The 24,199-nt window shown below is 67.5% G+C and carries 22 protein-coding genes; 7 read left to right on the forward strand and 15 right to left on the reverse strand.

What is annotated here, in order from left to right; translation table 11 throughout:
* Nucleotides 1-15 precede the first annotated feature (15 nt).
* The 10 genes from glyS to ACZY0R_RS18405 form a co-directional block, all read right to left on the reverse strand.
* Entirely contained in the window at nt 16-2,148 is a 2,133-nt protein-coding gene (gene glyS / locus ACZY0R_RS18360; protein WP_488860161.1) for a glycine--tRNA ligase subunit beta, read from the reverse strand.
* 36 nt (nt 2,149-2,184) lie between these two features.
* Nucleotides 2,185-2,832, reverse strand: coding sequence for a hypothetical protein (locus ACZY0R_RS18365; RefSeq protein WP_045237877.1), 648 nt, complete (start codon nt 2,830-2,832; stop codon nt 2,185-2,187).
* Nucleotides 2,829-3,788 carry a glycine--tRNA ligase subunit alpha gene (gene glyQ / locus ACZY0R_RS18370; RefSeq protein WP_488860163.1) on the reverse strand — a complete coding sequence of 320 codons (960 nt, stop codon included), beginning with the start codon at nt 3,786-3,788 and terminating at the stop codon, nt 2,829-2,831. Before glyQ ends, ACZY0R_RS18365 begins: the two co-directional genes overlap by 4 nt.
* Before the next feature lie 474 nt (nt 3,789-4,262).
* The gene (gene lnt, locus ACZY0R_RS18375) at nt 4,263-5,846 is read right to left on the reverse strand and encodes an apolipoprotein N-acyltransferase (RefSeq protein ID WP_488860165.1); all 1,584 of its coding nucleotides are present in this window, start codon (nt 5,844-5,846) and stop codon (nt 4,263-4,265) included.
* Nucleotides 5,843-6,715 (reverse strand): CorC family transporter, encoded by an 873-nt coding sequence (locus tag ACZY0R_RS18380; protein ID WP_035868036.1) that lies wholly within the window; start codon nt 6,713-6,715, stop codon nt 5,843-5,845. The genes lnt and ACZY0R_RS18380 overlap by 4 nt, the downstream gene beginning before the upstream one ends.
* A gap of 440 nt (nt 6,716-7,155) precedes the next feature.
* A complete protein-coding gene (gene ybeY, locus ACZY0R_RS18385) occupies nt 7,156-7,905 on the reverse strand; it encodes an rRNA maturation RNase YbeY (protein ID WP_488860168.1) in 750 nt (249 codons plus the stop codon).
* A 14-nt stretch (nt 7,906-7,919) separates the two neighbouring features.
* A complete protein-coding gene (locus tag ACZY0R_RS18390) occupies nt 7,920-8,918 on the reverse strand; it encodes a PhoH family protein (protein ID WP_045237881.1) in 999 nt (332 codons plus the stop codon).
* A gap of 69 nt (nt 8,919-8,987) precedes the next feature.
* Complete coding sequence (gene miaB, locus ACZY0R_RS18395; protein WP_035868040.1) at nt 8,988-10,340, reverse strand: tRNA (N6-isopentenyl adenosine(37)-C2)-methylthiotransferase MiaB; 1,353 nt, start codon at nt 10,338-10,340, stop codon at nt 8,988-8,990.
* A 96-nt stretch (nt 10,341-10,436) separates the two neighbouring features.
* Nucleotides 10,437-10,811, reverse strand: coding sequence for a hypothetical protein (locus ACZY0R_RS18400; protein WP_488860171.1), 375 nt, complete (start codon nt 10,809-10,811; stop codon nt 10,437-10,439).
* Between the two features lie 177 nt (nt 10,812-10,988).
* Nucleotides 10,989-12,677 (reverse strand): ClcB-like voltage-gated chloride channel protein, encoded by a 1,689-nt coding sequence (locus tag ACZY0R_RS18405; RefSeq protein WP_488860173.1) that lies wholly within the window; start codon nt 12,675-12,677, stop codon nt 10,989-10,991.
* Between the two features lie 312 nt (nt 12,678-12,989).
* On the opposite strand from ACZY0R_RS18405, the gene ACZY0R_RS18410 reads away from it, so the two are divergent.
* Complete coding sequence (locus tag ACZY0R_RS18410) at nt 12,990-14,690, forward strand: DEAD/DEAH box helicase (protein ID WP_488860175.1); 1,701 nt, start codon at nt 12,990-12,992, stop codon at nt 14,688-14,690.
* Between the two features lie 24 nt (nt 14,691-14,714).
* A complete protein-coding gene (locus ACZY0R_RS18415) occupies nt 14,715-15,776 on the forward strand; it encodes a serine/threonine protein kinase (RefSeq protein ID WP_488860177.1) in 1,062 nt (353 codons plus the stop codon).
* Nucleotides 15,777-16,180: 404 nt separating this feature from the next.
* Here ACZY0R_RS18415 and ACZY0R_RS18420 read toward each other — a convergent pair whose 3' ends face one another.
* Nucleotides 16,181-16,618, reverse strand: a complete 438-nt coding sequence (locus ACZY0R_RS18420) for a universal stress protein (RefSeq protein ID WP_035869485.1) — start codon at nt 16,616-16,618, stop codon at nt 16,181-16,183.
* 275 nt (nt 16,619-16,893) lie between these two features.
* Between ACZY0R_RS18420 and ACZY0R_RS18425 the strand changes: the two genes are divergently transcribed.
* Nucleotides 16,894-17,037, forward strand: a complete 144-nt coding sequence (locus ACZY0R_RS18425) for a hypothetical protein (protein ID WP_200876788.1) — start codon at nt 16,894-16,896, stop codon at nt 17,035-17,037.
* 80 nt (nt 17,038-17,117) lie between these two features.
* Nucleotides 17,118-17,537, forward strand: a complete 420-nt coding sequence (locus ACZY0R_RS18430) for a carboxymuconolactone decarboxylase family protein (protein ID WP_488860180.1) — start codon at nt 17,118-17,120, stop codon at nt 17,535-17,537.
* 196 nt (nt 17,538-17,733) lie between these two features.
* Here ACZY0R_RS18430 and ACZY0R_RS18435 read toward each other — a convergent pair whose 3' ends face one another.
* Together ACZY0R_RS18435 and ACZY0R_RS18440 are read right to left on the reverse strand one after the other, a co-directional pair.
* The gene (locus ACZY0R_RS18435) at nt 17,734-17,955 is read right to left on the reverse strand and encodes a hypothetical protein (protein ID WP_488860182.1); all 222 of its coding nucleotides are present in this window, start codon (nt 17,953-17,955) and stop codon (nt 17,734-17,736) included.
* A gap of 104 nt (nt 17,956-18,059) precedes the next feature.
* A complete protein-coding gene (locus ACZY0R_RS18440; protein ID WP_488860184.1) occupies nt 18,060-19,007 on the reverse strand; it encodes a LysR substrate-binding domain-containing protein in 948 nt (315 codons plus the stop codon).
* Nucleotides 19,008-19,271: 264 nt separating this feature from the next.
* On the opposite strand from ACZY0R_RS18440, the gene ACZY0R_RS18445 reads away from it, so the two are divergent.
* The 3 genes from ACZY0R_RS18445 (at nt 19,272) to ACZY0R_RS18455 (ending at nt 22,663) form a co-directional block, all read left to right on the forward strand.
* The gene (locus ACZY0R_RS18445; protein WP_488866026.1) at nt 19,272-20,222 is read left to right on the forward strand and encodes a Bug family tripartite tricarboxylate transporter substrate binding protein; all 951 of its coding nucleotides are present in this window, start codon (nt 19,272-19,274) and stop codon (nt 20,220-20,222) included.
* A gap of 103 nt (nt 20,223-20,325) precedes the next feature.
* Complete coding sequence (locus ACZY0R_RS18450; RefSeq protein ID WP_488860186.1) at nt 20,326-21,576, forward strand: aminotransferase-like domain-containing protein; 1,251 nt, start codon at nt 20,326-20,328, stop codon at nt 21,574-21,576.
* 58 nt (nt 21,577-21,634) lie between these two features.
* On the forward strand, nt 21,635-22,663 hold the full coding sequence (locus ACZY0R_RS18455) for a DUF6352 family protein (RefSeq protein WP_488860188.1): 1,029 nt from the start codon (nt 21,635-21,637) through the stop codon (nt 22,661-22,663).
* A 51-nt stretch (nt 22,664-22,714) separates the two neighbouring features.
* Here ACZY0R_RS18455 and ACZY0R_RS18460 read toward each other — a convergent pair whose 3' ends face one another.
* Entirely contained in the window at nt 22,715-23,095 is a 381-nt protein-coding gene (locus tag ACZY0R_RS18460) for a hypothetical protein (protein ID WP_045237288.1), read from the reverse strand.
* Nucleotides 23,096-23,196: 101 nt separating this feature from the next.
* Nucleotides 23,197-24,108: a DMT family transporter gene (locus tag ACZY0R_RS18465; RefSeq protein WP_488860190.1), complete on the reverse strand. Its 912-nt coding sequence runs from the start codon at nt 24,106-24,108 to the stop codon at nt 23,197-23,199.
* Between the last annotated feature and the right edge of the window lie 91 nt (nt 24,109-24,199).

Here is a 24,199-nt window from a genome sequence, read left to right on the forward strand (position 1 = left end):
ATGGTGCCCGGCCGCTCAGGCGGCCAGCTTGGAGATGTCGGCCACGCGATTGGCCAGCACGTGCAACGAGGCCAGCAGCGCCAGCCGGTTGGCACGCAGTTGCGCGTCTTCGGCCATCACCATGACGTCGGTGAAGAACTGGTCGACCGCCGCGCGCAGTTGCGCGAGGTCGCGCAGCGCGGTGGCGAAGTCGCCGTTGGCGAAGGCGGCGTCCACCTGCGGGCGCACGCTTTCCACCGCCTTGTGCAGCGCGCTCTCTGCGGCTTCCTGCAGCAGTGCCGGCTGCACCGTGCCAATGGGGTCGGTGTTCTTGCGCAGGATATTGGTGATGCGCTTGTTGGCCGCGGCCAGCGCTTCGGCCTCGGGCAGCGCGGCAAAGGTGCGCACCGCTTCCAGGCGGGCCAGGATGTCGTCCAGGCGCTGCGGGCGCAGGCTTACCACGGCTTCCACCTCATTGGTGGTGTAGCCCTTGTCCTTCAGGTAGCCGCGCAGGCGGTCGTACAGGAAGTCGGCGATCGCGGCTTGCGCGGGCTTGACCGCGGCGATGCCGGCGAAAGCCTGCTGGGTGAGTACCAGCAGTGCGTCGATCGACAGCGGCAGCGGCGTCTCGACCAGCATGCGCAGGATGCCGAGCGCGTGGCGCCGCAGTGCGAACGGATCCTTCTCGCCGGTGGGCGACAGGCCGATGCCCCAGATGCCGACCAGCGTCTCCAGTTTGTCGGCCAGCGCGACAGCCAGGCTCACAGGGCCGGCGGGCAGGGCGTCGCCGGCAAAACGCGGGCGATAGTGCTCGGAGCAGGCCAGCGCCACGGATTCGGCTTCGTCGTCGTGACGCGCGTAGTACGTGCCCATGGTGCCCTGCAGCTCCGGGAACTCGCCGACCATGTCGGTCAGCAGGTCGGCCTTGGCCAGTTCGGCGCCGCGCATGGCGGCCGCTTTTTCCACGGCAATGCCGGCGGCGCCCATCGCGTCGGCGATGTGGCCGGCGATCTGCTGCAGGCGCTGCACGCGGTCGAGCTGCGAGCCGATCTTGTTGTGGTAGACCACATTGGCCAGTTGCGGCACGCGCGAGGCCAGGCTCTTCTTGCGGTCCTGGTCGAAGAAGAACTTGGCGTCGGCCAGGCGCGGGCGCACCACGCGCTCATTGCCGCTGATGATGGACTCCGGCGTGTCCGTGGCCAGGTTGGAAACCACCAGGAAGCGGTTGCGCAGGTGGCCTTCTGCATCGGTCAGCGCGAAGTACTTCTGGTTGGTCTGCATGGTCAGGATCAGGCATTCCTGCGGCACTTCGAGGAAGACCTCCTCGAAATGGCAAGGATAGACCACCGGCCATTCCACCAGCGAATTGACTTCGTCGAGCAGGGCATCGGGCATGACGACCTGGTCCGCGCCGGCCTGCTCCAGCAGCGCGTTGCGAATGCGTTCACGGCGCTCGGTGTAGCTGGCCAGCACGCGGCCTTGCGATTCCAGCACGGCGGCATAGTCGCCGGCCCGGGCAATCTCGATCTCGCCGCCGGACAGGAAACGGTGGCCCTGGGTGGTCCTGCCTGCCTGGAGCCCCAATGCACTGACCGGCACCACTTCGGTGCCGAGAAGGGCCACCAGACGGTGCGCGGGGCGCACGAAATGCACGGTACTGCCGTCCGGACGCTGGTAGCTCATCACCTTGGGGATGGGCAGCCTGGCGATGGTGTCGTCCAGTGCCGCCTGCAGGCCCGCAACCAGTTCGGCGCCGCGCGCGGTGTAGCGGTAGAAGAAGGCATCGGCCTTGCCGTCGGAGGCGCGCTCCAGGGTTTGCCAGTCGATCGCTTCGACGCCCACCGATTTGGCCAGCGCCGCCAGCTTCTTGGCCAGCGGCGCCGTCGGCTCGCCGTTGGCGTCCAGCGCCACCGTCAGCGGCAGCACTTTTTCGCGCTGCTCGCGGTCGGGCGCGCTGCGGCGCACCCCGGTGACCTGCGCGGCCAGCCGGCGCGGCGTGGCGAAAGAGGTGACGGCGGCGCCGTCATCCAGCAGGCCACGCTCGGACAGGCCGGCGAACAGGCCCTGCGCGAAGGCGTCGCCCAGGCGCGCCAGCGCCTTGGGCGGCAGCTCTTCGGTGAACAGCTCGATCAGCAGCGTATCGTTCGAATCGGTCAGGGTTTGCGACATGAATCGTTTCCAACAAGTTGTGGCACGCGCTGCGCCTTAGCAGCGCGGTGCAATAGTAGGTTCTACGCCGGACAACAGCCACAGGCCGTTTTGCTGGCGGAATTGCAGCGTGGTCGCTACGCACTGGCTGTCCGTGCTGCCGCCGCTGCTTGCGCTGCTGCCGCGGGTGCCGGGGGCGGGACGCGGTGCGAAGAAGCGGGCATCGAGCCGGCGCAGGCGCTTGTCGTAGCGGATCTCGTCGATGCGGCCACTTACCCAGAAATCGATCTTGGGCGGCAGCTGCGCGGCCGAGTAGTACGTCTTGATCTGGCGGCGCACACGGCCGTTCACCGTCTCGGTCTCGGTCCACGTGAGCGGGTAACGGATCGCGCTTTCATAGGCGCGCAGCGGCACGCGGTGCCAGCCCAGATCCTTGGAGCCCGACAGGTCGCACGAGAACGTGCGCACCAGCTGGGTCCACTGGTCCAGCGAGTTGTTCGGGCCGAAGGCGCCGTGCCAGTGCCGGTCGATGGCCTGCTGCAGTGCCTGCGGATTGGCTTCGCAGATATTGGACAGGTCGGCCGGCAGGTACAGCGCCTGCGGGCTCGGCACGGGCGCCGAGGCCTGGGCGGCGCCGGACGCTCCCAGGGCCAGCATCGCCAGGGCAGCGCATCCGCGCAGCGCGCTGCGCGCTGCGCGGGTCATGCGGCGGCCTCGCGTTCGCACATCGGAAAGCCGAGCGACTCGCGCGAGTCGTAGTAGGCCTGGGCCACCAGCCGCGACAGGTTGCGGATGCGGCCGATATAGGCCGCGCGCTCGGTGACCGAGATCGCGCCGCGTGCGTCCAGCAGGTTGAAGGTGTGGGCGGCCTTGAGCAGTTGCTCGTAGGCGGGCAGCGGCAGGCGCCTGGCGGCATCGGCCGGCGCGGCCTGCCCGGCGTCCTGCTTCGCCTCGGCGGCACCCATCAGGCGCTTGGCTTCCGCTTCGTGTTCGGCGAAGTGGCGGAACAGGATCTCGGTGTTGCTTTGCTCGAAATTGTAGGTGGATTGCTCCACTTCGTTCTGGTGATAGACGTCGCCATAGGTCAGGCGGCGCGTCTTGCCGTTTTCTTCCCACTCGGTCCACACCAGGTCATAGATGTTCTCGACTTTCTGCAGGTACATCGCCAGGCGCTCGATGCCGTAGGTGATCTCGCCGGTGATGGGCTTGCAGTCGATGCCGCCCACTTGCTGGAAATAGGTGAACTGCGTCACTTCCATGCCGTTGAGCCAGACTTCCCAGCCCAGGCCCCATGCGCCCAGCGTGGGATTTTCCCAGTCGTCCTCGACGAAGCGGATGTCGTTCTGCTTCAGGTCCAGGCCCAGCGCTTCCAGCGAGCCGAGGTATAGCTCGAGGATGTTCTCGGGCGCGGGCTTGAGCACGACCTGGTACTGGTAATAGTGCTGCAGGCGGTTGGGGTTCTCGCCATAGCGCCCGTCCTTGGGGCGGCGCGACGGCTGCACATAGGCGGCGCGCCAAGGCTCCGGCCCGATCGCGCGCAGGAAGGTATGCACGTGCGAGGTGCCGGCGCCGACCTCCAGATCGATGGGTTGCAAGAGTGCGCAGCCCTGCCGGTCCCAGTAGGCCTGCAGGGTGAGGATCATTTGTTGGAAGGTCAGCATAAGCGAAGACTAGTAAGGGCCTGCACACAGGCCAGCAAGCAAGCAAGGGCGGGCGCCGGGCGGCAAAGTTGCCACGGCGCCTCACGAAGATCGTGCCAAACCCCGAATTCTATCGGTTTTTTTCGGGCTGCCCGCCATCGGCACGACCCTTGCATGAGTCACGGCATCCAATCCCGCCAGCGGGGCTGGCATGTGGTGTCGGCGTTTTGCAACGAATCGGGTAAACACCGAAGCCCGCTAAAGCTCTACCGGATACTGGCCGTTAGTGTTTTTGTATACAGTATTAAGTAGAGTTGTGCATAACAGCCGCAACCGTCCGAATCAATTCATCAGGGGGACACCGGTCATGTCGCTACTTTCTCGGAAGCCTTATCTCGTCGCCATCGCAGTGATGATAGCCGTCGCCTTGCTGTCGGCAGTGGCTGGCGTGGCAGCCTGACGCGCCTGCTGGCCTGTCTGCCGGCCCGGCCGCCGTCAGCGATGCTGGCGGCGGCGCCAGGCCGCCAGGGCCAGCACCAGCAGGCAGGCTGCCAGCGCCGGACTATTTCCCCAGCGCACATAAGGGGTGAACCCCTGTGTGCCCTGCACATTGGCGGTGAGCGTGCCGACCGTGAAGGCCGGCAAGCGTGCGGCCACCACGCCGTCCGGCGTCACCACGGCAGTCATCCCGGTATTGGTCGAACGCAGCATCGGCCGGCGCATTTCGAGCGCGCGCATGCGCGAGATCTGCAGATGCTGGTCCAGCGCAATGGTGTCGCCGAACCAGGCCAGGTTGGTCACATTGACCAGGATATTGGCCGGCACCGGCTGGCTGCGCAGCGTCTCGGCGATTTCCTCGCCGAACAGATCCTCGTAGCAGATATTAGGTGCCACCATGATGCCGCGCACCGGCAGCGGCGCCTGGTCCAGTCCGCCGCGGCGGAAGTCCCCGAGCGGCATCTTCATCATGTCCACGAACCAGTGGAAACCCAAGGGAATGAACTCGCCGAACGGTACCAAGTGGTGCTTGTTGTAGCGATACAGCCGTTCGGTCAGCGGACCCAGGCCGAAGACGCTGTTGGTGAAATCGACCGGCGAATCGGCGCCGGCGGCGCCAAACAGCACGGAGGTGCCGCTGGCCACGGTGAAGTCGCGCACCGCGATGGCAATATCGACGGGCAGGTCCTGCAGGATCACCGGGAAGGCGGTCTCGGGCGTGACCACGAGATCGGCCGGGGCGGCGGTGATCAGGTCGCGGTATAGCTCGATGGAGCGCTGCACGCCGGCCGGTTCGAACTTGATGTCCTGTGCCACATTGCCCTGCAGCAGCCGCACGGCAATGGGCTTGCCGGCCGGGGTAGTCCAGGCGACCGGCACCAGCGCGGCGCCGCCCAGCGGCAGCGCCACGGCTCCCGCCAGGGCGAGCGCGCCGGTGCGCTTGCCGCCCGGGCCGGCGCTGCCGAAGCCGCGCACCGCTGCCACCAGCAATGCAGCCACCGTGGCCGCCAGCGCGCCGATGCCGTAGACCCCGATCAGCGGCGCGAAGCCGGCCAGCGGGCCATCGGTATGGGCGTAGCCGCTCGACAGCCAGGGAAAGCCGGTGAACATCACGCCGCGCAGCCATTCGGACAGCCCCCAGGCCGCGCCGAAGGCGAGCGGCGCCAGCAGCGTCAGGGAGGCCGTGCGCGCCATCAGCCAGTGCCATGCGGCGGCGGCCAGCGCCGGAAAGAGCGCGATGAAGCCGGCAAGCAGCAGCACGGCAAGCAGCGCCATCCAGGCCGGCATCTCGCCATAGACGTGCATGCTGATATAGAGCCACCACACGCCGGAAAGGAACCAGCCCAGGCCAAAGGCGTAGCCGGTCGCGGCCGCGCCGCGGGTGCGGGGCGCGTCAGCGACCAGCGCCACCAGCCCAGCCAGCGACAGCAATTGCAGCCACCACCAGGTATGGGGCGCGTAGGCCTGGGTATGGGCGACGCCCAGGACGGCGGCCAGCAGCAGTCGGGGCAGGCTCACGCCGCGCGCGTTGTCGCGCCCGGCGCTGGCGGCGCCGGGCCATGCCTGGAGCAGGCGCTTCATGCGCCGTCCACTTCGGGCGGGTTGAGCGGGGCCTCGCGGCGCACCAGCAGCAGGTGAGCCTGGCGGGCGTCGGCGCGCAGGACTTCGAAGCGCATCGGGGGCAGTATCACCACTTCGCCGCGATGCGGCACGTGGCCGAGGTGGTTGCTCAGCAAGCCGCCCACGGTGTCGACGTCGTGATCGGAGAAGTGCGTGCCGAAGGTTTCGTTGAACTGCTCGATCTCGGTCAGGCCATGCACGCGCCAGCCGCCATCGGGCAGTTGCACGATCTTGTCATGGTCCTCGTCAAGGTCGAACTCGTCCTCGATGTCGCCCACGATCTGTTCCAGCACGTCCTCGATGGTGACCAGGCCGGCGACGCCGCCATACTCGTCCACCACCATCGCGATGTGGTTGCGGTTGATGCGGAAGTCGCGCAACAGGATATTGAGGCGCTTGGACTCGGGGATGAATACAGCCGGGCGCAGGGTCTCGCGCAGGTCGAACTCCTCGTCGGTGTAGTACCGCAAGAGGTCCTTGGCCAGCAGGATGCCGATGATGTTGTCGCGGCTGCCTTCGTAGACAGGAAAGCGCGAGTGCGCCGTCTGCCGCATGAAGGGGATGAAGCTCTCCGGCGCGTCGGCGATATTGACGGTGTCCATCTGGCCGCGCGGCACCATGATGTCGCGCGCGGTGAGTTCGGAAACCTGGAACACGCCCTCGATCATGGAGAGGGAGTCGGCGTCGATCAGGTTGCGCGCATGCGCATCCTGAAGCACCTCGAGCAATTCAGCGCGGGTATCGGGCTCGGGAGAGATGAAATCCGAGAGCCGTTCGAGCAGGGATCGGGGACGGTCGGCTGACTTCGAACTGGGGTAAGGGTCGTTCATGGCGCGGCGAGCGCGAGGTGGATATCGCTTGAAGGATACACTAAAAGGGTTTGGGATCTGTGACGGGAGGTGTTGGGGCGGAGTTTTTTGGCGGCGTTTGAAACTGCGACTTCAGCTTCAACTGCTTAACTTCAAGGTCAAAAGCAACTGCAGTTTCACCACCCCTGCGGGGCGGCGACCTACTTTTTTGTCTTGCCAAAAAAGTAGGCAAAAAAGGCGCGCCGGATGGGGCGACCCCCCCTCGTCGGCAGACAAAAAGAGCGGCCGGGGGCCAAACTCACATCGCCTTAAGGCGATGCTCAAACATGGCCCCCTCTTTTCCGCTCTTTTTGCCTGCCGACGAGGCGCCCCATACGGCCTGGTACACCTTGACGGCTCGCTTCGCATCGCGGGTGGGTGATTCCCGCCTTGGGGGCGGGAATCACGGCTACACCTGTCTTCTAGACTTTGTTTTTGACGTTGCCGTCGGCCAGGTACGGGTCCGCGAAGCCCAGGGCTTGCAGCGTTTCCGTCTCGATTGCTTCCATTTCCTCAGCCTCGGCGTCCTCTTCGTGCTCATAGCCCTGTGCATGCAGCACGCCGTGCACGATCAGATGCGCATAGTGCGCCTCAAGCGGCTTCTTCTGCTCGCGCGCTTCCTGCTCCACCACCGGGCAGCACAGCACGATATCGCCGCTGACCGGATCGGACTCATGCTCGGCATAGGCAAACGTCAGGACATTGGTCGCGTAATCCTTGCCCCGGTAGCTGCGGTTCAGGCCGCGGCCTTCTTCCTCGCCGACAAAGCGGATGGTCAGCGTGGCATCGGCGTACAGCGCCGACTTGGCCCAGGTCTGCACCTTGCGCTGCGTCGGCAGGCCGCGCCGTCCCTTGACAGCTTCGCCGTACTGCAGCGCGAGTTCCAGCGACGGCGGCGTGGCCGGGGTGCCGGTGGTGGTGACCACGGGCGTGGCGGTGACGGCCACGGATAGCGCGTCGTGGTTGTCCGGGCGCACCAGCAGGCCGGCCTGCTGGCGGTCGTCGGTGTGCTCGGCCAGCAGCGCGAGCACGCCGTCGGCGGCTTGCGAGAGGTCCACGGTGATGCTGCGGCCGTCAGGCAGCTGCACGCGCACGGCGTGCGCCTGGGTCTTGCGCGCGCGGCCGTCGGCGTCGAACAGGATCAGGCTGGCGGGGGAGGAGTTTGCGTTCACGATGTTGCGTTCAGTTAAGCGTCTCGGTGTTGAGCGTGATATTCGTCATAGGCATCGACGATGCGGGCCACCAGCGGATGGCGCACCACGTCGAGGCTGGTAAAGCGGGTCATGGCCACGCCGCGCACCTCGCGCAGCACGTGCTGCGCTTCCACCAGGCCGCTCTTCTGGCCGCGCGGCAGGTCGATCTGGGTGGTGTCGCCGGTGATCACCGCCTTGGAGCCGAAGCCGATCCGGGTCAGGAACATCTTCATCTGCTCGGGCGTGGTGTTCTGCGCTTCGTCCAGGATGATGAAGGCGTGGTTCAGCGTGCGCCCGCGCATATAGGCCAGCGGCGCGATCTCGATCATCTGGCGCTCGAACATCTTCTGCGTGCGGTCGAAGCCGAGCAGATCGTACAGGGCGTCGTACAGCGGGCGCAGGTAGGGGTCGATCTTCTGCGCCAGGTCGCCGGGCAGGAAGCCCAGGCGCTCGCCGGCTTCCACCGCCGGGCGCGTCAGCACGATGCGCTTGACCGAGTCGCGTTCCAGGGCGTCCACCGCGCACGCCACGGCCAGGTAGGTCTTGCCGGTGCCGGCCGGGCCGATGCCCAGCGTGAGGTCATGCGAGAGCACATTGCGCAGGTAGTCGCGCTGCATTGGCGTGCGCCCGTGCAGGCCCGTGCGGCGCGTGTGCAGTACGGGCGATTCGTCCTCGAAGGCGTCGGCCTCGGCGGCGCCGGCGCCGTCCGGCACATAGGCGCCGTGCGCGGCGACCTGGCGCGCTTCGACCAGGCCGAGCTGCACGTCGTCGATCGACAGCGCTGTGCGGGCCTGGTTATAGAAGCGCTCCAGCGCGGCGGCAGCGTCGCGCGCGTAGGTGCCTCGCACCGTCATGCGGTGGCCGCGGCGCAGGATGGTGACGTCGAGCGCCTGCTCGATCTGGCGCAGGTTCTCGTCAAGCGGCCCGCACAGGTTCTGCAGGCGGGGGTTGTCGTCCTTGGGGGCGACGAATTCGGCTGAGGGAATTTTCATCTGGGAACGAGTGGCGGCTTCTTGCGTTGCACCCGCCGGCGGCGGCCGGCAGGCGCAACCCGGCCTGGATTACTGGCGCACTACGATTTCGCCGCGCAGCGAGTGCGGGAAGGCTTCGGTGATGGCCACGTCCACCATCTCGCCGACCATGCGGTCGCGGCGGTCCTGGGGCACGCCCGGCAGCGCGAAATTCACCACGCGGTTGTTCTCGGTGCGGCCGTGCAGCTCGGTCGGGTCCTTGCGCGCCGGGCCTTCCACCAGGATGCGCTGGACCGAGCCAACCATGCCTTTGCTGATGCGCTGCACGTTTTCCTCGATAGTGGCTTGCAGGTGCTGCAGGCGCCGCAGCTTGACCTCGTGCGGCGTGTCGTCGGCTAGGTTGGCCGCCGGCGTGCCGGGGCGCGGGCTGAAGATAAAGGAGAAGGAGGTGTCGTAGCCGATCTCCTCGATCATCGCCATCAGCTTGTCGAAGTCCGCCTCGGTCTCGCCGGGGAAGCCGATGATGAAGTCCGACGACAGCGACATGTCCGGGCGCAGCGCGCGCAGCTTGCGGATGATGCTCTTGTACTCCAGCACGCTGTAGCCGCGCTTCATGGCCATCAGGATGCGGTCGGACGCATGTTGCACCGGCAGGTGCAGGTGGTTGACCAGCTTCGGGCAGCGCTCGTACAGCTCGATCAGTCGCGGCGTGAATTCCTTCGGGTGGCTGGTGGTGTAGCGGATCCGCTCGATGCCGGGGATCTCGGCCACGTACTCGATCAGCAGCGCGAAGTCGGCGATCTCGCTGGTGTCGCCCATGGCGCCGCGGTACGCGTTGACGTTCTGCCCCAGCAGCGTGACTTCGCGCACGCCTTGCCCGGCCAGCCCGGCGACCTCGGCCAGCACGTCCTCGAACGGGCGCGAGACTTCCTCGCCGCGGGTGTAAGGCACCACGCAGTAGCTGCAGTACTTGGAGCAGCCTTCCATGATCGAGACAAAGGCGCTCGGGCCTTCGACCCGCGCCGGCGGCAGGTGGTCGAACTTCTCGATCTCGGGGAAGGAGATGTCCACCTGCGAATGGCCGGTCTGGCGGCTGCGGTCGATCATGGCGGGCAGGCGGTGCAGCGTCTGCGGGCCGAACACCACATCGACATAAGGCGCGCGCTTGACGATGGCGGCGCCTTCCTGGCTCGCCACGCAACCGCCCACGCCGATCACCAGATCGGGCTTGAGCGCCTTGAGCGCCTTCATGCGGCCGAGTTCGGAGAACACCTTCTCCTGCGCTTTTTCGCGCACCGAGCAGGTGTTGAAGAGGATCACGTCCGCATCTTCGGGGTTGTCTGTCTTTTCCAGGCCTTCGGCGGCGTGGAGCACGTCGACCATCTTGTCCGAGTCGTACTCGTTCATCTGACAGCCGTAGGTTTTGACGAAGACTTTTTTCATGGTGCCGATCTCAGTGGTTGACCTGGGGGCATCAGGGTTTTATGGGGACTCAACAAATCCGGGAGCCACGGCACGTTGCCGCGGCCCGGACGACGATCATTGCGCGGTTTTCTGTTCCTGCTCGCTCAGCACCCAGGCCGTCAGCAACTGGCCGTAGAGGTCGAGCTTGAACCGCACCGGCAGCTTCTGGCCGGCCACCGCCGCGATGGGCAGCAACTGGTTGTCGGTGCCGAACAGCCGCAGGCCGGGCGCCACGCCAACGGTCTTGCCGTCCAGCGTTGCCGATTGCGGCGCGCCGGGCGACGGCGCGGCGAGCACCAGCCTGGCTTTCGCCGCGTCGGCCGGGATCACCCGCAACGGCTGCTGCGCCTGTGCCGTTGCCGGCAGCAGCACGGCGCATGTGGCGAGCGATGCGGCAAGCAGGGTTGCCCGCAGGAACAGGGCAGGGCGCGCGGCACGATTGGCTGACATGGAGGCTCCGGCGAAAAACGGTTCGGGAAACGAAGGCGATGCGGGTTGTCCGCGGCAAGCGGCGCACCAGCCAAGTCTACGCGCACCGTGCCGCCGCGCCTGGCGGACGGGCGCGGCGTGCGTGGCGCAGGCCGGGCAACCCGATATTCTACCCGGTCGCCCGCCGCCCGCGCTGGCCTAGAACAGTCCGGATGCTTCCTGCAGCACACGCCGCTTTGAGACCGTCCCCATCAGTTCGCGCCCGCCGTTATCGCGGATCACCGGGATGCGGTTGAGTGCGTGATGGGTGAACAGGCTCAATGCTTCGGGCAGGCGCGACTCCGGTGTGAGCGTGGGGAAATCGCGTTCGCACAGCGTAAGCAGGTCGGCATCCGGCTGCTCGCGCAGCGCGCGCTGCACGGCGTGGATCGACAGCGCGCCCAGCAGGTAGCCATTGGGCGCCACCATATACAGGTAGCGCGTGCCGGTCTCGGCGAACTTGTCGCTGGCTTGTTCCAGCGTCGCGTCCGGGCCGATCATGGTGTCGGTGGGCTCGCACAGCCCGGCCAGCGTAAGCGCCCGCGCGCGGTCCGCAGCGGCCGAGGCTTGCGTACGCTCGGCCACCACGCTGTACAAGGACAAGGTCTGGCAGCGTGAGGCGGTGTAGTAGGCCGCCGCCGCGCCGATCATGCCGGGCAGCAACAACGCTGGCGCCAGCGTCATCTCGAACACCATCAGCACCGACATCAGCGGCGCCTGGCTGGTGGCGGCCAGGAAGGCGCACATGCCCACCAGCGGCAGCAGCGGCGCGCCGCTGCCCCCCGGCACGGCGGGCGCCAGCAATTGCCCGAGCGCGGCACCCACGAACAGCGAAGGGGTGAACACGCCGCCCACCGCGCCAGAGCCCATGCTGAGCACGGTGGCCAGCAGCTTGGCCAGCAGCACGGCCGCCAGCGACACGCTCAGGGGATGCGCCATCAGGATCGACTGGATGGTGTAGTAGCCATTGCCCACCACCTCGGGCACCCAGATCGCCAGCACGCCCACCAGGGCGCCGCCCAGCGCCAGGCGCGGCACCATGCCGCCCGGCAAGCGGGCGAAGGCGCCCTTGGCCAGACTGGAGGCGCGCATGAAGAGGGCGCCCGCGACGCCGGCCAGCACGCCCAGCAGCACGGCGGCGAGCAGCATCGGCGCGTGCAGCATGTCGGACGGCACGTTCAGGCCCGGGTACAGCGGTTGCAGGCCGCCGTGCAGCTGGCTGACCACGGTGCCCGCCACCGAGGCCAGGAACAGCGGCATCAGGCGCTGCACCGCCACCGCGCCGAACACCACCTCGGCGACAAAGACCGCGGCCGACAGCGGCGTGTGATACACGGAGGCCAGCCCCGCGGCCGCGGCGCAGGCCGTGAGCATGCGCCGCAGGTTGGTGTCGCCATCGGGACCGGCTCTGCCGCGCGCCGACGGAAACAGCGAGCCGCACAGCGCGGCAAGCTGGATCATCGCGCCCTCTTTACCGACCGAGCTGCCGGTGACGATGGAGCAGAACGACGACAGCGCGCGCAGCAATGTGATGCGTACCGGCAGCCGCCCCGTGCCGCTGGCGACTGCTTCCATATAGTCGGAAACGCCGGGCTGTGCCGCATTGAGCCTGGCCGCGGCGGTCAGCAGCAAGCCCGCGACCACGCCACCGAGGGCCGGGATCAGCACCCGCCAGGCCAGCGCCAGCCCGGCAAACACGGTGACGATATCCGCATGCGTGCCAAACATCACATAGCCGCTGGCGTCCAGCGCTTCCTTGAACAGGGTGGTGACGATGGCAGCGGCGATCCCTACCGGGATGGCTGTAAAGAGAGTGACTTCCTGGTCTTCGATGAACCTGAACCGCATCGTGACGTCATCCGGGGGGGAGGATGGAGCCGGGCCGGGCGTGCCCGTGCCCGCGGGGGGGCACGGCCAGGCGGGACCAGGGCGTGGCTGGCCGCCATGATAGCGCAGCGCCACCCGGACCCATCGGGCCCATCGGGGCGCCTGGCGCGCGGGATAGCGCCAGGCTGGTACACTAGCGGCCTTTCCTCCTAAAGAAGCGGGGGCAGTCGCCTCGTTTCGCCGGTCGCTCTTTTCCGGTTTTCGGTTTTCTCACTCACGTCGCCCCCGCGATTGGCGCACCACATGCGCAAAGGGCGGCCGAAGCGTCAATTCATGTCTTTTTCCGATCTTGGCTTGTCCGACAAGCTTATGCGTGCCGTGGCCGAACAGGGCTATACCACGCCGACTCCGATTCAAGCGCAGGCGATTCCCGCCATCCTCAAGGGGGGCGACCTGCTTGCCGGCGCGCAGACCGGCACCGGCAAGACGGCCGGCTTCACGCTGCCGCTGCTGCAACTGCTGTCCGAATCCCCGGCTGCCCGCGAACCCGCGCGCGGACAGCGCCTGCCGGTGCGTGCGCTGGTCCTGACCCCCACCCGCGAACTGGCGGCCCAGGTCGAGGAAAGCGTCCGTAACTACGGCAAGTACCTCAAGCTGCGTTCGATGGTGATGTTCGGCGGCGTGGGCATCAACCCGCAGATCGAACAACTCAAGCGCGGTGTCGATATCGTGGTGGCCACGCCTGGCCGCCTGCTCGACCATCTGTCGCAACGCACCATCGACCTCTCGCACGTGGAAATGCTGGTGCTGGACGAAGCCGATCGCATGCTGGACATGGGCTTTATCCACGACATCCGCAAGATCCTCAACGTCCTGCCGCCGAAGCGCCAGAACCTGCTGTTCTCGGCCACCTTCTCCGACGAGATCCGTGGCCTGGCCGACCGTCTGCTCGACAATCCCGCTTCCATCGAAGTCGCGCGCCGCAACACCACGGCCGAGACCGTGGCGCAGCGCGTCTACCCGGTGGACCGCGAGCGCAAGCGCGAACTGCTGGCCCACCTGGTGCGCGAGAATGACTGGCACCAGGTGCTGGTGTTCACCCGCACCAAGCACGGCGCCAACCGCCTGGCCGAGCAGCTCGACAAGGAAGGCCTGTCGGCGCTGGCGATCCACGGCAACAAGAGCCAGTCGGCCCGCACGCGCGCGCTGACCGAGTTCAAGGCCGGCACGCTGCGCCTGCTGGTGGCCACCGATATCGCCGCGCGCGGCATCGACATCGACCAGCTGCCGCACGTGGTCAACTACGACCTGCCCAACGTGCCCGAAGACTACGTGCACCGTATCGGCCGCACCGGCCGCGCCGGCGCCGAGGGCGAGGCGATCTCGCTGGTCTGCGTGGATGAAACCGCCTTGCTGCGCGACATCGAGCGGCTGATCAAGCGCCAGATCGAACAAACCATCCTGCCGGGCTTCGAGGTCGATCCGAGCATCCCGGCCGAACCGATCCAGAAGGGCCGTCAGGCCCGCGGCCAGGGCCAGGGCCAGGGCCAGGGCCAGGGCAATGGCGGAGGCCGCGGCCGTGGCGCGCCTGCCGGCGGTGGCCAGCCGCGCGGCCGGGCACCGGCGGCGGAAGCCGGCGAGCGTCAGCAACGTCCGGCCCGCGCCCCGCAAGGCCGCGGCCCGGCGCCTGCCGATGGCGAACGCCGCGCGCCGCAGGCCCAGGGCCAGCGCGCTGGCCAGGGCAGCGGCCGTCCGGCCGCGGCCGGGCAAGGCAGCCCGCGCAACGGCCAGGTGAACGGCAACCGCGCCGCCGGCAACGGCAATCGCAATGGTGATGTCGACGGCAACCGCGCCGGCGGCAATGGCAGCCGCAGCCGCGCTAGCGACGTCAACGGCAATCGCGCCGGCGGCAGTGCCAATGGCAACAGCCACGCAGCGCAGTCGCGCACCGGACAGGATGCCGCCCCGCGCGGCCGCCGTCCGGCGCCGCAAGCCGCGTTGCTGGGCGGCCAGCGCGCCAAGCCCACGCGCTGATCAGCATCGAGGCGGCCGCACGCAATGTCCAGCCCTGGTCATGACCTTCCGGTTCCCGGCGATGGCGATGCGCTCGCCGATGACGGTGGTGTCCCGTATGCCACCCTCACGCCGGACCTGATGCTCGACGCCATGGAGGCCGCCGGTTTCGAACCCGACGGCCGCCTGCTGGCGCTCAATAGTTACGAGAACCGGGTCTGCCAGGTCGGGATCGAGGGCGGCGCGCCGGTGGTGGTCAAGTTCTACCGGCCTGGCCGCTGGAGCGACGCCGCCATCCTGGAAGAGCATGCCTTCGTGCAGCAACTGGCCGACGCGGAGATTCCGGCGGTGCCGGCCATCGCGCGCGACGGCACCACGCTGCTGGCGCATGGCGGCTTTCGCTTCGCAGTGTTTCCCCGCTGTGGCGGGCGCGAGCCGGAGCTGGACCGGGCCGATACGCTGACTTGGCTCGGGCGCTTTATCGGCCGCATCCATGCGGTCGGCGCCACGCGCCCTTACCAGGCGCGGCCCACGATCGACGTGGAGAGCTTTGGCGTGGCCCCGCGCGACTGGCTGCTGGCGCAGGACTGCATTCCGGTGGAACTGCGCCCGGCCTGGCAGGCCGTCGCCGATCTGGCCATCGAGGGGGTGCGCCGTTGCTATGAGCGCGCCGGCGATGTGTCGCTGCTGCGCCTGCATGGCGATTGCCATCGCGGCAATGTGTTGTGGATCGAAGAGTCCCAGGCTGGCTCGCGCCCGCCCGGGCCGCATTTCGTCGACTTCGACGACAGCCGCATGGGGCCGGCGGTGCAGGATCTGTGGATGCTGCTGGAGGGCGATCGTGCCGCCATGCAGGGGCAGATGGCGGATATCCTGGCCGGGTACGAGGATTTCGCGGAGTTTCAGCCGCGGGAGCTTTATCTGGTTGAGGCGTTGCGGACGCTGCGGTTACTGCATTACAGCGCTTGGCTGGCCAGCCGGTGGCGGGATCCTGCTTTTCCGGCGGCGTTTCCTTGGTTTGGGAGTGCGCGGTATTGGCAGGACAGGATTCTGGAGTTGCGGGAGCAGGTGGCTTTGATGGATGAGGCGCCGCTTTGGCCGGTATGAGGGGGGTTTGGGGTTTGACCGCTTAACTTCAACGGCTTAAAGCCTTAAAGGCTTAAAGTCAAAGGCAGTTTCACCACCCCTGCGGGGCGGCGACCTACTTTTTTGTCTTGCCAAAAAAGTAGGCAAAAAAGGCGCGCCGGATGGGGCGACACCCCCTCGTCGGCAGGCAAAAAGAGCGGCCGGGACCCAAACTCGCATCGCCTTAAGGCGATACTCAGACATGGGTCCCTCTTTTCCGCTCTTTTTGCCTGCCGACGAGGCGCCCCATACGGCCTGGTACACCTTCACGGCTCGCTTCGCATCGCGGGACGGTGTGGCCCGCCCATCGGGCGCTCCACACGGCTACACCGAATCCTTGATCGGGCGGTGGCGTTTCTGTCCTCGACCCTTCGGCCTTTCGGGCCTTACTTCTTTCCCGGTGCTTTCACCAGCACTACCGGGCACGGCGCGTGCGCCAGCACGCGTCCCGCTACCGAGCCAATCACCGCATCGAAGAATGAGCCGCGTCCGTGCGTGCCCATGACGATGGCGCGCGCGTCCACGCTGGCGGCATAGCCGACGATGCGTTCCGGCGCGAAGCCGTGCAGTGCGTGCTGCTCGAAGGCGATGCCCGCGGCGGCGAGGATGTCCGCTACGGATTTCATGGCTTTCTCGCTTTCTTCCTGGTGCCAGGCGTCGATGGTGTCCTTGCTGACGAAGGCGCGCACCTGGCCGGTGACTTCGGGCGTCACATGGACCACGTGCACGGTAAAGCCGCTTTGCAGCAGCTTGCCTTCGACGATAAAGCGGGCGGCTGCGTCGGCAAAGGGCGAACCGTCGGTGGCGAGCACGATGTTGGTCATGGCGGCTATCTCCTGGTATGGCTGCAATCGTTGTTGGAAAGGGCGGCGCCTGCATGTGTGTTGGGGGCGGCCACTGCGACCATCATGGCACCCGCGTGCCGGCCTTGCCAGGATCCAGATCAAATTGCGTGCATCTTTCCGCGCTTTGGCGATGTCGTCCCTTGCCGCTTTGACGGCTTCTTTGCACCGCGCCACGGGCATCTAAGCGCCTTTTTGATGTGCCGGAGCCTACCCTGCAGACAGGAAAGCTCTGCCGGTTCTTCCGGCTTGCCGCCATGTGGATCTACTATCGGCTGGCAATCGGCGCGCTGGCCATGCTCGCGCTGATCGTGCTCTTTGCCAGGGAATTCGGGCTGGCCAGTGCCATCGCGCGCCGCGAGGAGGGTTTTGCGCGGGAGCCCGACGAGCAAGGGCCCTGAGGGAGAGCCGGCGCGTGGACAAGTTGCCGGCCGCGGTTCAGACTGCCGGTGCACATGCCCACGGCAAAGGAGAACAGCAAATGACGCAAGCCAAGCAAGATCCCACCGCGTATACGCAGACACCGGCTTTCGAAGCCGGCCGGGAGGTACGTTCGGAGGTCATGGGGGCGCAATACGTGCAGCGCGCTTTCGAGGCCGCGCAACAGCAGGGCGATGTCGGCCTGCAGCAACTGGTGACGGAATTCGCCTGGGGCACGGTGTGGACGCGCGACGGGCTCGACCGCAAGCAGCGCAGCCTGGCCACGGTGTCGATGCTGATCGCGCTCAACCGGCCGCAGGAGCTCACCGGGCATTTGCGCGGGGCGCTGGCCAATGGCGTGACGCCGCAGGAATTGCGCGAACTGGTGGTGCACAGCGCGGTGTACTGCGGTTTTCCGGCGGCGCTCGATGCGGGCCGAAAGCTGACGGATGTACTGGAGGCGGCTGGCGCGAAGCAATGACGGGCGGATGGCGGCGATTGCCTGCCGCGCTTGTCAGCGCTGCAGTGCCTGCGCCGCGAAGCTCACGAGGTAGCCGCTGCCCAGGCAGGCGGCAATCCATCCGGCGAGGATCAGGGCAGTGTCTTTGATGGTCATGATGCGTTCCTGCTGTCTGTCAGTGCGTCCCGGACGGGGCGGTGCGCACCGCCGTCGCCCTTCATACCGCGAAGCCGAATGGATAGTCCTGGAATACCGTGCGGGCGCCGTCGCTGAAGGCGTCGACCTTGCGCGCGCCGTCGGTGTAGGCATCGGTGGCGCGGTGCACGTAGCCGTAGTCGTCCCCGGCGTGCGTGCCGGCGGCAAAGGCGGAGTTCAGCGAGAGCAGGGCGGTGCCGGCGATGGCGGCAGCGAGGAGCAGGCGGGCGGTGGTGATTTTCATGATCTATTTGTCTTGTTGAAATCGGGAGAACATGTTGCGTCTCCATGTGACAAAGGATAGATCTGGCACTGATCTGGCGCGAGGCCCTGTATCGTATTTGATGTTCAAATTTTTTGATTAATCGTCGCTTGCTGTTCCGGGCGTTCTGCCTGGCGGGCCGCAAAATCCTGCGCCGCGGCCAGCAGCCACGTACGCAGGCGCGACATGGCGTCGCTCACGGGCCGCGAGTCGGGCACGACGAGGTAGTAGGCGCGCTGCGAGCGCATGGCTTGCGCCACCGGCATCACCAGCAGGCCCAGCGCCAGGTATTCCTCCACCAGGAAACGCGGCACCAGGCCGACGCCCAGCCTGGCGCGGGCGGCGCTGATCACCATGCTATGGTGGTCGTAGCGCGTGCCGCGCATGGCGTTGACGTCACCGACGCCTGCCGCTTCCATCCAGTTCTTCCAGTCGAGCCGCCGCGTCGAGAGATGCAGCAGCGGCGCCTGCGCGATCCGCTCTGCGCTGACCGGCGCCTCGCCGGCGAAGAAGTCCGGATGGCAGATCGGCACGGATTCCTCGTCGAACAGGGGATCGGCGCGCCCGCCAGGGTAGTTGGCCTCGCCGTAGTGGATGGCGGCGTCATAGGGCGTGCCATCGAACAGGAACACATCCGCCTGCGCGCTGAAATTGACCACCACCTGCGGATGCTGCGCATAGAACGCGGGCAGCCGGGGAATCAGCCATTCCACCGCCAGCGTCGGCACGCACGCCAGTTCCACGATGCCGCCCACACCCTCGTGCGCCATGATGTCCAGCGTATCGCGCTGCAGCTTCTGCAGGCTTTCCCGCACCTGGTCGCCGTACAGGGAACCGGCCGGGGTCAGGCTGACGCGCTGGTTGGCGCGATGGAACAGCGCCACGCCGAGCTGGCCCTCCAGCGTGGCGATCTGGCGCGAGACGGCGCTCTCGCTCAGGCATAGCTCCGCCGCGGCGCGGCGCAGGTTCTGGTGGCGGGCGGCGGCTTCGAAGGCGCGCAGGCTGCTCAGGCTGGGAATGCGGGAGGCGCTCATGGTCTCAATGCTTTGGTGGGAATCCCCTGGCGGGAATGGGTACTGCAACCTGATGCAAAAAAGTCATCATCCTATGCGCAAATCTCGCTTGATGTAAAAAAGTTGATGACTAAAAATGCCGATCTCCGGGAGCCCAGCATCCTGGGTTCCCGCGTCCCCCGCCCCCCGAGAGACGGACCACGAGACGGGACATCACAACCATAAGGAAACGAGGAGACCGGCATGAATCGACTGCTTCGCATCATCAGCCATTGCGGCATTGCAATGGGCCTGCTCGCGGCGGCTACGGCCAGCGCGGAAGAATTCCCCAACAAGCCGGTGCGAATCATCGTGCCGTACCCGGCCGGCGGCACCACCGACATGGTGGCGCGCATGATCGGCGACCAGCTCACCGCGATGTGGAAGCAGCCGGTGCTGGTGGACAACCGTCCGGGCGCGGGCGGCATCGTCGGCACCGGCGTGGCGGCCAAGTCGCCGGCCGACGGCTATACGCTGCTGATGGGTTCGGTCGGCGAGTTCGGCATCAATCCCACGCTGTACAAGAAGCTGCCCTATGACGCCGCGGCGGACTTCACGCCGGTATCGCTGGTCGCCAAGGTGCCCAATGTGGTGGTGCTTTCGCCGGCGTTCGCCGAGCGCGCCCGCGTGCAGACGCTGGCGGAGTTCATCACTTACCTGAAGGCCAATCCCGGCAAGGTAAACATGGCTTCGGCAGGTAACGGCACCTCGACCCACCTGGCCGGCGAGTTGTTCCAGCGCATGACCGGCACGCAGATGAGCCACGTTGCCTACAAGGGCAGCAGCCCGGCGCTGGCCGACCTGATGGGCGGCAGCGTTGACGTGATGTTTGACAACCTGCCGGCGTCGATCCAGTTCGTCCGCTCGGGCAAGCTCAAGGCGCTGGCCGTGACCTCCGCCGGCCGTTCGGCGGCGCTGCCCAATGTGCCTACCGTGGCGGCGGCCGGTCCGGTCGAGGGCTTCGACGCCAGCCCGTGGTTCGGGCTGTTCGCCCCCAAGGGCCTGCCCGCCGCGCTGGCGCAGAAGATCAGCCGCGACCTGGCACGCGCCACCAGCGATCCCGCCATCCAGGCCAAGCTGCGCGAGCAGGGCGCCGAACTGGCGCCGAACACGCCCGAGGCGTTCGCCGAACTGGTCCGCAACGACCGCCGCAAGTGGGGCGAGATCGTCAAGCTGTCCGGCGCCACGGTCGACTGAGCGCGGCTCACGCCGGGCCCCGCGCATGCTGCCGCGCGGGGCTGGCCAGATTTCTCGCCGTACGCCGCGCAGCCCCGCCTTTGCCTCTCTCCGCCTGCATTCCATGAGCACGCCAGTCCATCCGTACGCCTTCGCGCCCGCCATGCGGGAGCCGCAGGGCTCGCCCATCCGCGAACTGTTTCCCTACATGAGCCTGCCGGGCATGATCTCCTTCGCCGGCGGCTATCCCTCCCCGGCCAGCTTCGATGCCGGCGCGCTGCAGGACGCCGCGGCCAGGGTCATGGCCAGCGACCCGGCACAATGCCTGCAATACGGGCCGACCGAAGGCATGCCAGCGCTGCGTCGCGAGTTGTCGGCATTGATGGCCGGGCGCGGCGCCCCCCTGCCGCCCGAACAGATCGCGGTGACATCGGGCTCGCAGCAAGGGTTCGAGCTGCTGGTGCAGGCCTTCGTCGCGCCCGGTACGCCGGTGTGGGTGGAGACGCCGACCTATCCCGCCGCCGTGCAGGCGCTGCGGCTGGCCGGCGCCGCGGTGCGCGGCATCCCGTCCGACCAGGGCGGGCTGTGCGTGCAGACCCTTGCCGCCATGCTGGCTGACTGCCGTGAAGAGGAGCGGCCACGGCTGCTTTACCTGGTGCCCACTTTTGCCAACCCGAGCGGCCGCACGCTGGCGCTGGAGCGCCGCCGCGCGCTGCTGGCGCTCGCCGCGCAGCATCGCATCGTGGTGGTGGAGGACGATCCATACGGCAGCCTGCGTTTCGACGGCGAACCGCTGCCATCGCTGTTGTCGCTGGCCGCGCAGGACCCCGCGCTGACGCCCTGGGTGATCTACCTCGGCAGTTTTTCCAAGACCATGGCGCCCGGGCTCCGGCTGGGCTGGATGGCGGGGCCCGCCGAGATCCTGCGGCGTGCCGTGATCGCCAAGCAAGTGTCCGATCTCTGCACGTCGCCGTGGCTGCAACTGGCGCTGGCAACCTGCCTCGCCGACGGCCTGCTGGCCCGGCAGACCGCGCGCATCATCGACCTGTACCGCCACAAGCGCGACCTGATGGTGCGGGCGCTGGCCGATGCCTTTGGCCCCGCGCTGCGCGGCGAAACCCCGCAGGGCGGCATGTTCCTGTGGTGCGAGATCGAAGGCGTGGCCGATGCGGCGAGCCTGCTGCCGCATGCCATCGCAGCGCGGGTGATGTATGTGCCGGGCGCCAGCTTCAGCGTGGACGGGCAGCGCTCGGGCGCGCTGCGGCTGTCGTTCGCCACGGCTTCGGATGAGCAGATCGTGCAAGGCGTGGAGCGGCTGGCGCAAGCGGTGCGCGCCAGCCAGGGCGGCGCGGCGGCGACGGCCGCGGCGGGCTGAGCCGGTTCCGCCTATGGGATACTGGGGCGATCTTCCAGCCCCGGTATCCCTGCTCACCATGCCCGCTTCCTGGCCCCGCGACGCCTGGCCCCATTCCGGTTTCGACCCCGCCGCCCGCGACAGCGACGGCAAGCTGCTCCCCGGCGATCACTTGCTTCGTACGTGGTGGTGCCGTCCCGAAGTGGTACCGGTGGAGGCGTCGTGCGACGCCGAGCGCGCGCTGCACGCCGCGCTGATCGCGGATCCCCGGCGGCCGGTGGCCGCAGGCGAGATCGCCGCGCTGGAGGACGCCGATGCCCGCGAGAACTACGGCGTGGTGCTGGCCATGCGCGAGCGCCTGCTAGCGGCGCCCACCGTCGAGGCGGCTTACCTGGAAATCTTTCGCCAAGGCAACGTGACAGTACCGCCGGTCTTTATCGACCAGCTCGCGCACCTGATCGTGCGCGGCATCCTGCATGACAACCCCGACCCGATGGAATGGCGCGCGGCGGAACTGTTCTCCCGCGCGCAGAAGGTGTCGTTGCAGGAGGGCGCGGTCATGCTGGCCGATGCCGAAACGGTCGAACTGCACGCATCGGGGAGCGTCTACGGCGAACTGGGGCGCGTGCTGGCGCAGGCGCAGATCCCGGCGCGCAAGGTCGAACTGGATGTGCTGGATCGAGACAACGCCCAGGCTTACTGGACCCGCAATGAACGCCACGACACCGTGATCCGCTTCGCCAGCGGCAGCGCGGCGCTGGGCGCGTTCGGCCGCGTGATAGCACGGTGGGTGCGGCATTTCTTCGGGGTGGAGGTGACGGTGATGCCCTTGAGCGCGATCGAGGATCGCCGCTGGGCCTGGCACATCGGGCTGGACGCGCAGGCCACGCAGATCCTCAACGACCTGTACCGGGGGGTGGAACTGGAACCGGAGCGGCAACGGCGCATCCTGTCGCTGTTCCGGCTGGATTTTGCCGATCCGTCCGTGGTCAGGCCGGACGTTGCCGGCCGCCCGGTCTATCTGGCCGCGGCGATGAACGAGGCCGGCGTCTTCAGGATGAAGCCGCAGAATCTGCTGCTGAATCTGCCGCTGGCCTCGGTGTCGTAGGCACTTGCCGCAATAGCAGCAGTGCCAGCAGAAGCAGCCATGTCCTCGCCATCAGCGGCGCCAGTCGCGATCACGGTCGCGCCATTCGTGCTCATGCTCATGGCGCTCGCGTTCGCGCCAGCGCTGCTCGCGCCATTCGCGTTCACGCCATTCGCGCTCGCCGCGGCCATAGTATCTGGGACCGTAGTAGCCAGGCCCCGCCACCACGACCGGCTGCGGCGCGACATATACCGGGGCCGCTTCGTAGACCGGCGCGGCGCGGTAGACCGGGGCCGGCTGGTAGACGGGAGCCGGCTGATAGACCGGGGCAGGGGCGACGAACACCGGGCCGGGCAGGCCGATGCCGATGTCCACGTCCACGCGCGCGAAGGCCGCGCTTGAAGCAAGGCCCGCGACAGCGGCAAAGGCGCAAAGGGTGGCAAGTTTCCGCACGGGTGACTCCGGTTAGTAGTTGCCGCCACTGTAATGCGGCGCGCCGTTGTCAGGTATTAGCGGGCCAATACAACTGTGTCTTCTTGTAACTCCGGTGGAAATCAAGCGCTGCGCCATGGCAGGCGCCGCCCCAGCCAGGGCGCCAGTGCGGAGGTTGCGACGCCCAGCGCGATCAGCGCGAGCCCGGCCGAAAGATCCGCCGAGATGCGCTCCTGGAACGCCACCGCCGACACCACCAGCCCGATTACCGGCACGCACAGCATGGCGATCGAGGTCGCGGCGGGCGGCAGGGTCTGCGTCATGTTGAGCACCACGATAAAGGTCAGCGCGGTGGCCAGCGGCCCGGTGTAGAACAGCAGCGGCCAGATCTCGGGCATCGACAGGAAGTGCGGCGCGCCGTCGGGCAGCAGCGCCAGCAGCACCAGCGGCACCGAGGCCACCGCGGTCTCCCACGGGATCATGTCGGCGCCCAGCCGCACCGCGCGGTTGGCGCGCAACTGGATGATGCTGAGCGACCAGGCCAGCGACGAGCCGAGCAGCATCACCAGGCCCACGGCGGTATGCAGCTGCCAGTCGCGCAGCGCCGGCGCGATCATCAGCGCGATACCGGCATAGCTCAGGCCGGTGGCGATCCATTGCGGGCGCGACAGCCGCTCCTTGAGCACCAGCGACGACAGCGGAATCACCCAGACCGAGGTGGCATAGGCAATCACCGAGGCGCGGCCCGGCGGCACGTACTGCAGCGCCCACAGCGCCAGCGCGGTGAAGGCCGCCATCTGCAGCAGGCCCACGCCGATCACCATCGGCCACTCCTGCCGCGTCGGCAGCCGCAGCCGGCGCAGGGCGCCCAGCACCAGGAAGCTGATCGCGGCGGCCGAGACAAAGCGCGCGGCGGCAAACCACAGCGGGCTGACGTGGGTCAGGCCCAGCTTCATGACCGGCCAGTTGCCGCCCCAGATCGCCACGGCGCAGGCGAGGGGAATAAACCGGCGCCATCCTTGTTGTGCTTGCATGCTTCTACTCGATTCCGTGACCAGATTGCCCCGCCGCCGCGGATGGGTGGGGGAGGCTGGAAAGTCTACGGTCTATTGCGCCGCAGCAAAA

The sequence above is a fragment of the Cupriavidus sp. F041 genome, assembly GCF_057814235.1.

Excerpts from the sequence above, each read along its gene's own strand:
- glyS (WP_488860161.1), bottom strand. The coding sequence starts at position 2,148 with ATGTCGCAAACCCTGACCGATTCGAACGATACGCTGCTGATCGAGCTG.
- ACZY0R_RS18365 (WP_045237877.1), bottom strand. The coding sequence starts at position 2,832 with ATGACCCGCGCAGCGCGCAGCGCGCTGCGCGGATGCGCTGCCCTGGCG.
- glyQ (WP_488860163.1), bottom strand. The coding sequence starts at position 3,788 with ATGCTGACCTTCCAACAAATGATCCTCACCCTGCAGGCCTACTGGGAC.
- lnt (WP_488860165.1), bottom strand. The coding sequence starts at position 5,846 with ATGAAGCGCCTGCTCCAGGCATGGCCCGGCGCCGCCAGCGCCGGGCGC.
- ACZY0R_RS18380 (WP_035868036.1), bottom strand. The coding sequence starts at position 6,715 with ATGAACGACCCTTACCCCAGTTCGAAGTCAGCCGACCGTCCCCGATCC.
- ACZY0R_RS18390 (WP_045237881.1), bottom strand. The coding sequence starts at position 8,918 with ATGAAAATTCCCTCAGCCGAATTCGTCGCCCCCAAGGACGACAACCCC.
- miaB (WP_035868040.1), bottom strand. The coding sequence starts at position 10,340 with ATGAAAAAAGTCTTCGTCAAAACCTACGGCTGTCAGATGAACGAGTAC.
- ACZY0R_RS18400 (WP_488860171.1), bottom strand. The coding sequence starts at position 10,811 with ATGTCAGCCAATCGTGCCGCGCGCCCTGCCCTGTTCCTGCGGGCAACC.
- ACZY0R_RS18405 (WP_488860173.1), bottom strand. The coding sequence starts at position 12,677 with ATGCGGTTCAGGTTCATCGAAGACCAGGAAGTCACTCTCTTTACAGCC.
- ACZY0R_RS18410 (WP_488860175.1), top strand. The coding sequence starts at position 12,990 with ATGTCTTTTTCCGATCTTGGCTTGTCCGACAAGCTTATGCGTGCCGTG.
- ACZY0R_RS18415 (WP_488860177.1), top strand. The coding sequence starts at position 14,715 with ATGTCCAGCCCTGGTCATGACCTTCCGGTTCCCGGCGATGGCGATGCG.
- ACZY0R_RS18420 (WP_035869485.1), bottom strand. The coding sequence starts at position 16,618 with ATGACCAACATCGTGCTCGCCACCGACGGTTCGCCCTTTGCCGACGCA.
- ACZY0R_RS18425 (WP_200876788.1), top strand. The coding sequence starts at position 16,894 with ATGTGGATCTACTATCGGCTGGCAATCGGCGCGCTGGCCATGCTCGCG.
- ACZY0R_RS18430 (WP_488860180.1), top strand. The coding sequence starts at position 17,118 with ATGACGCAAGCCAAGCAAGATCCCACCGCGTATACGCAGACACCGGCT.
- ACZY0R_RS18435 (WP_488860182.1), bottom strand. The coding sequence starts at position 17,955 with ATGAAAATCACCACCGCCCGCCTGCTCCTCGCTGCCGCCATCGCCGGC.
- ACZY0R_RS18440 (WP_488860184.1), bottom strand. The coding sequence starts at position 19,007 with ATGAGCGCCTCCCGCATTCCCAGCCTGAGCAGCCTGCGCGCCTTCGAA.
- ACZY0R_RS18445 (WP_488866026.1), top strand. The coding sequence starts at position 19,272 with ATGGGCCTGCTCGCGGCGGCTACGGCCAGCGCGGAAGAATTCCCCAAC.
- ACZY0R_RS18450 (WP_488860186.1), top strand. The coding sequence starts at position 20,326 with ATGAGCACGCCAGTCCATCCGTACGCCTTCGCGCCCGCCATGCGGGAG.
- ACZY0R_RS18455 (WP_488860188.1), top strand. The coding sequence starts at position 21,635 with ATGCCCGCTTCCTGGCCCCGCGACGCCTGGCCCCATTCCGGTTTCGAC.
- ACZY0R_RS18465 (WP_488860190.1), bottom strand. The coding sequence starts at position 24,108 with ATGCAAGCACAACAAGGATGGCGCCGGTTTATTCCCCTCGCCTGCGCC.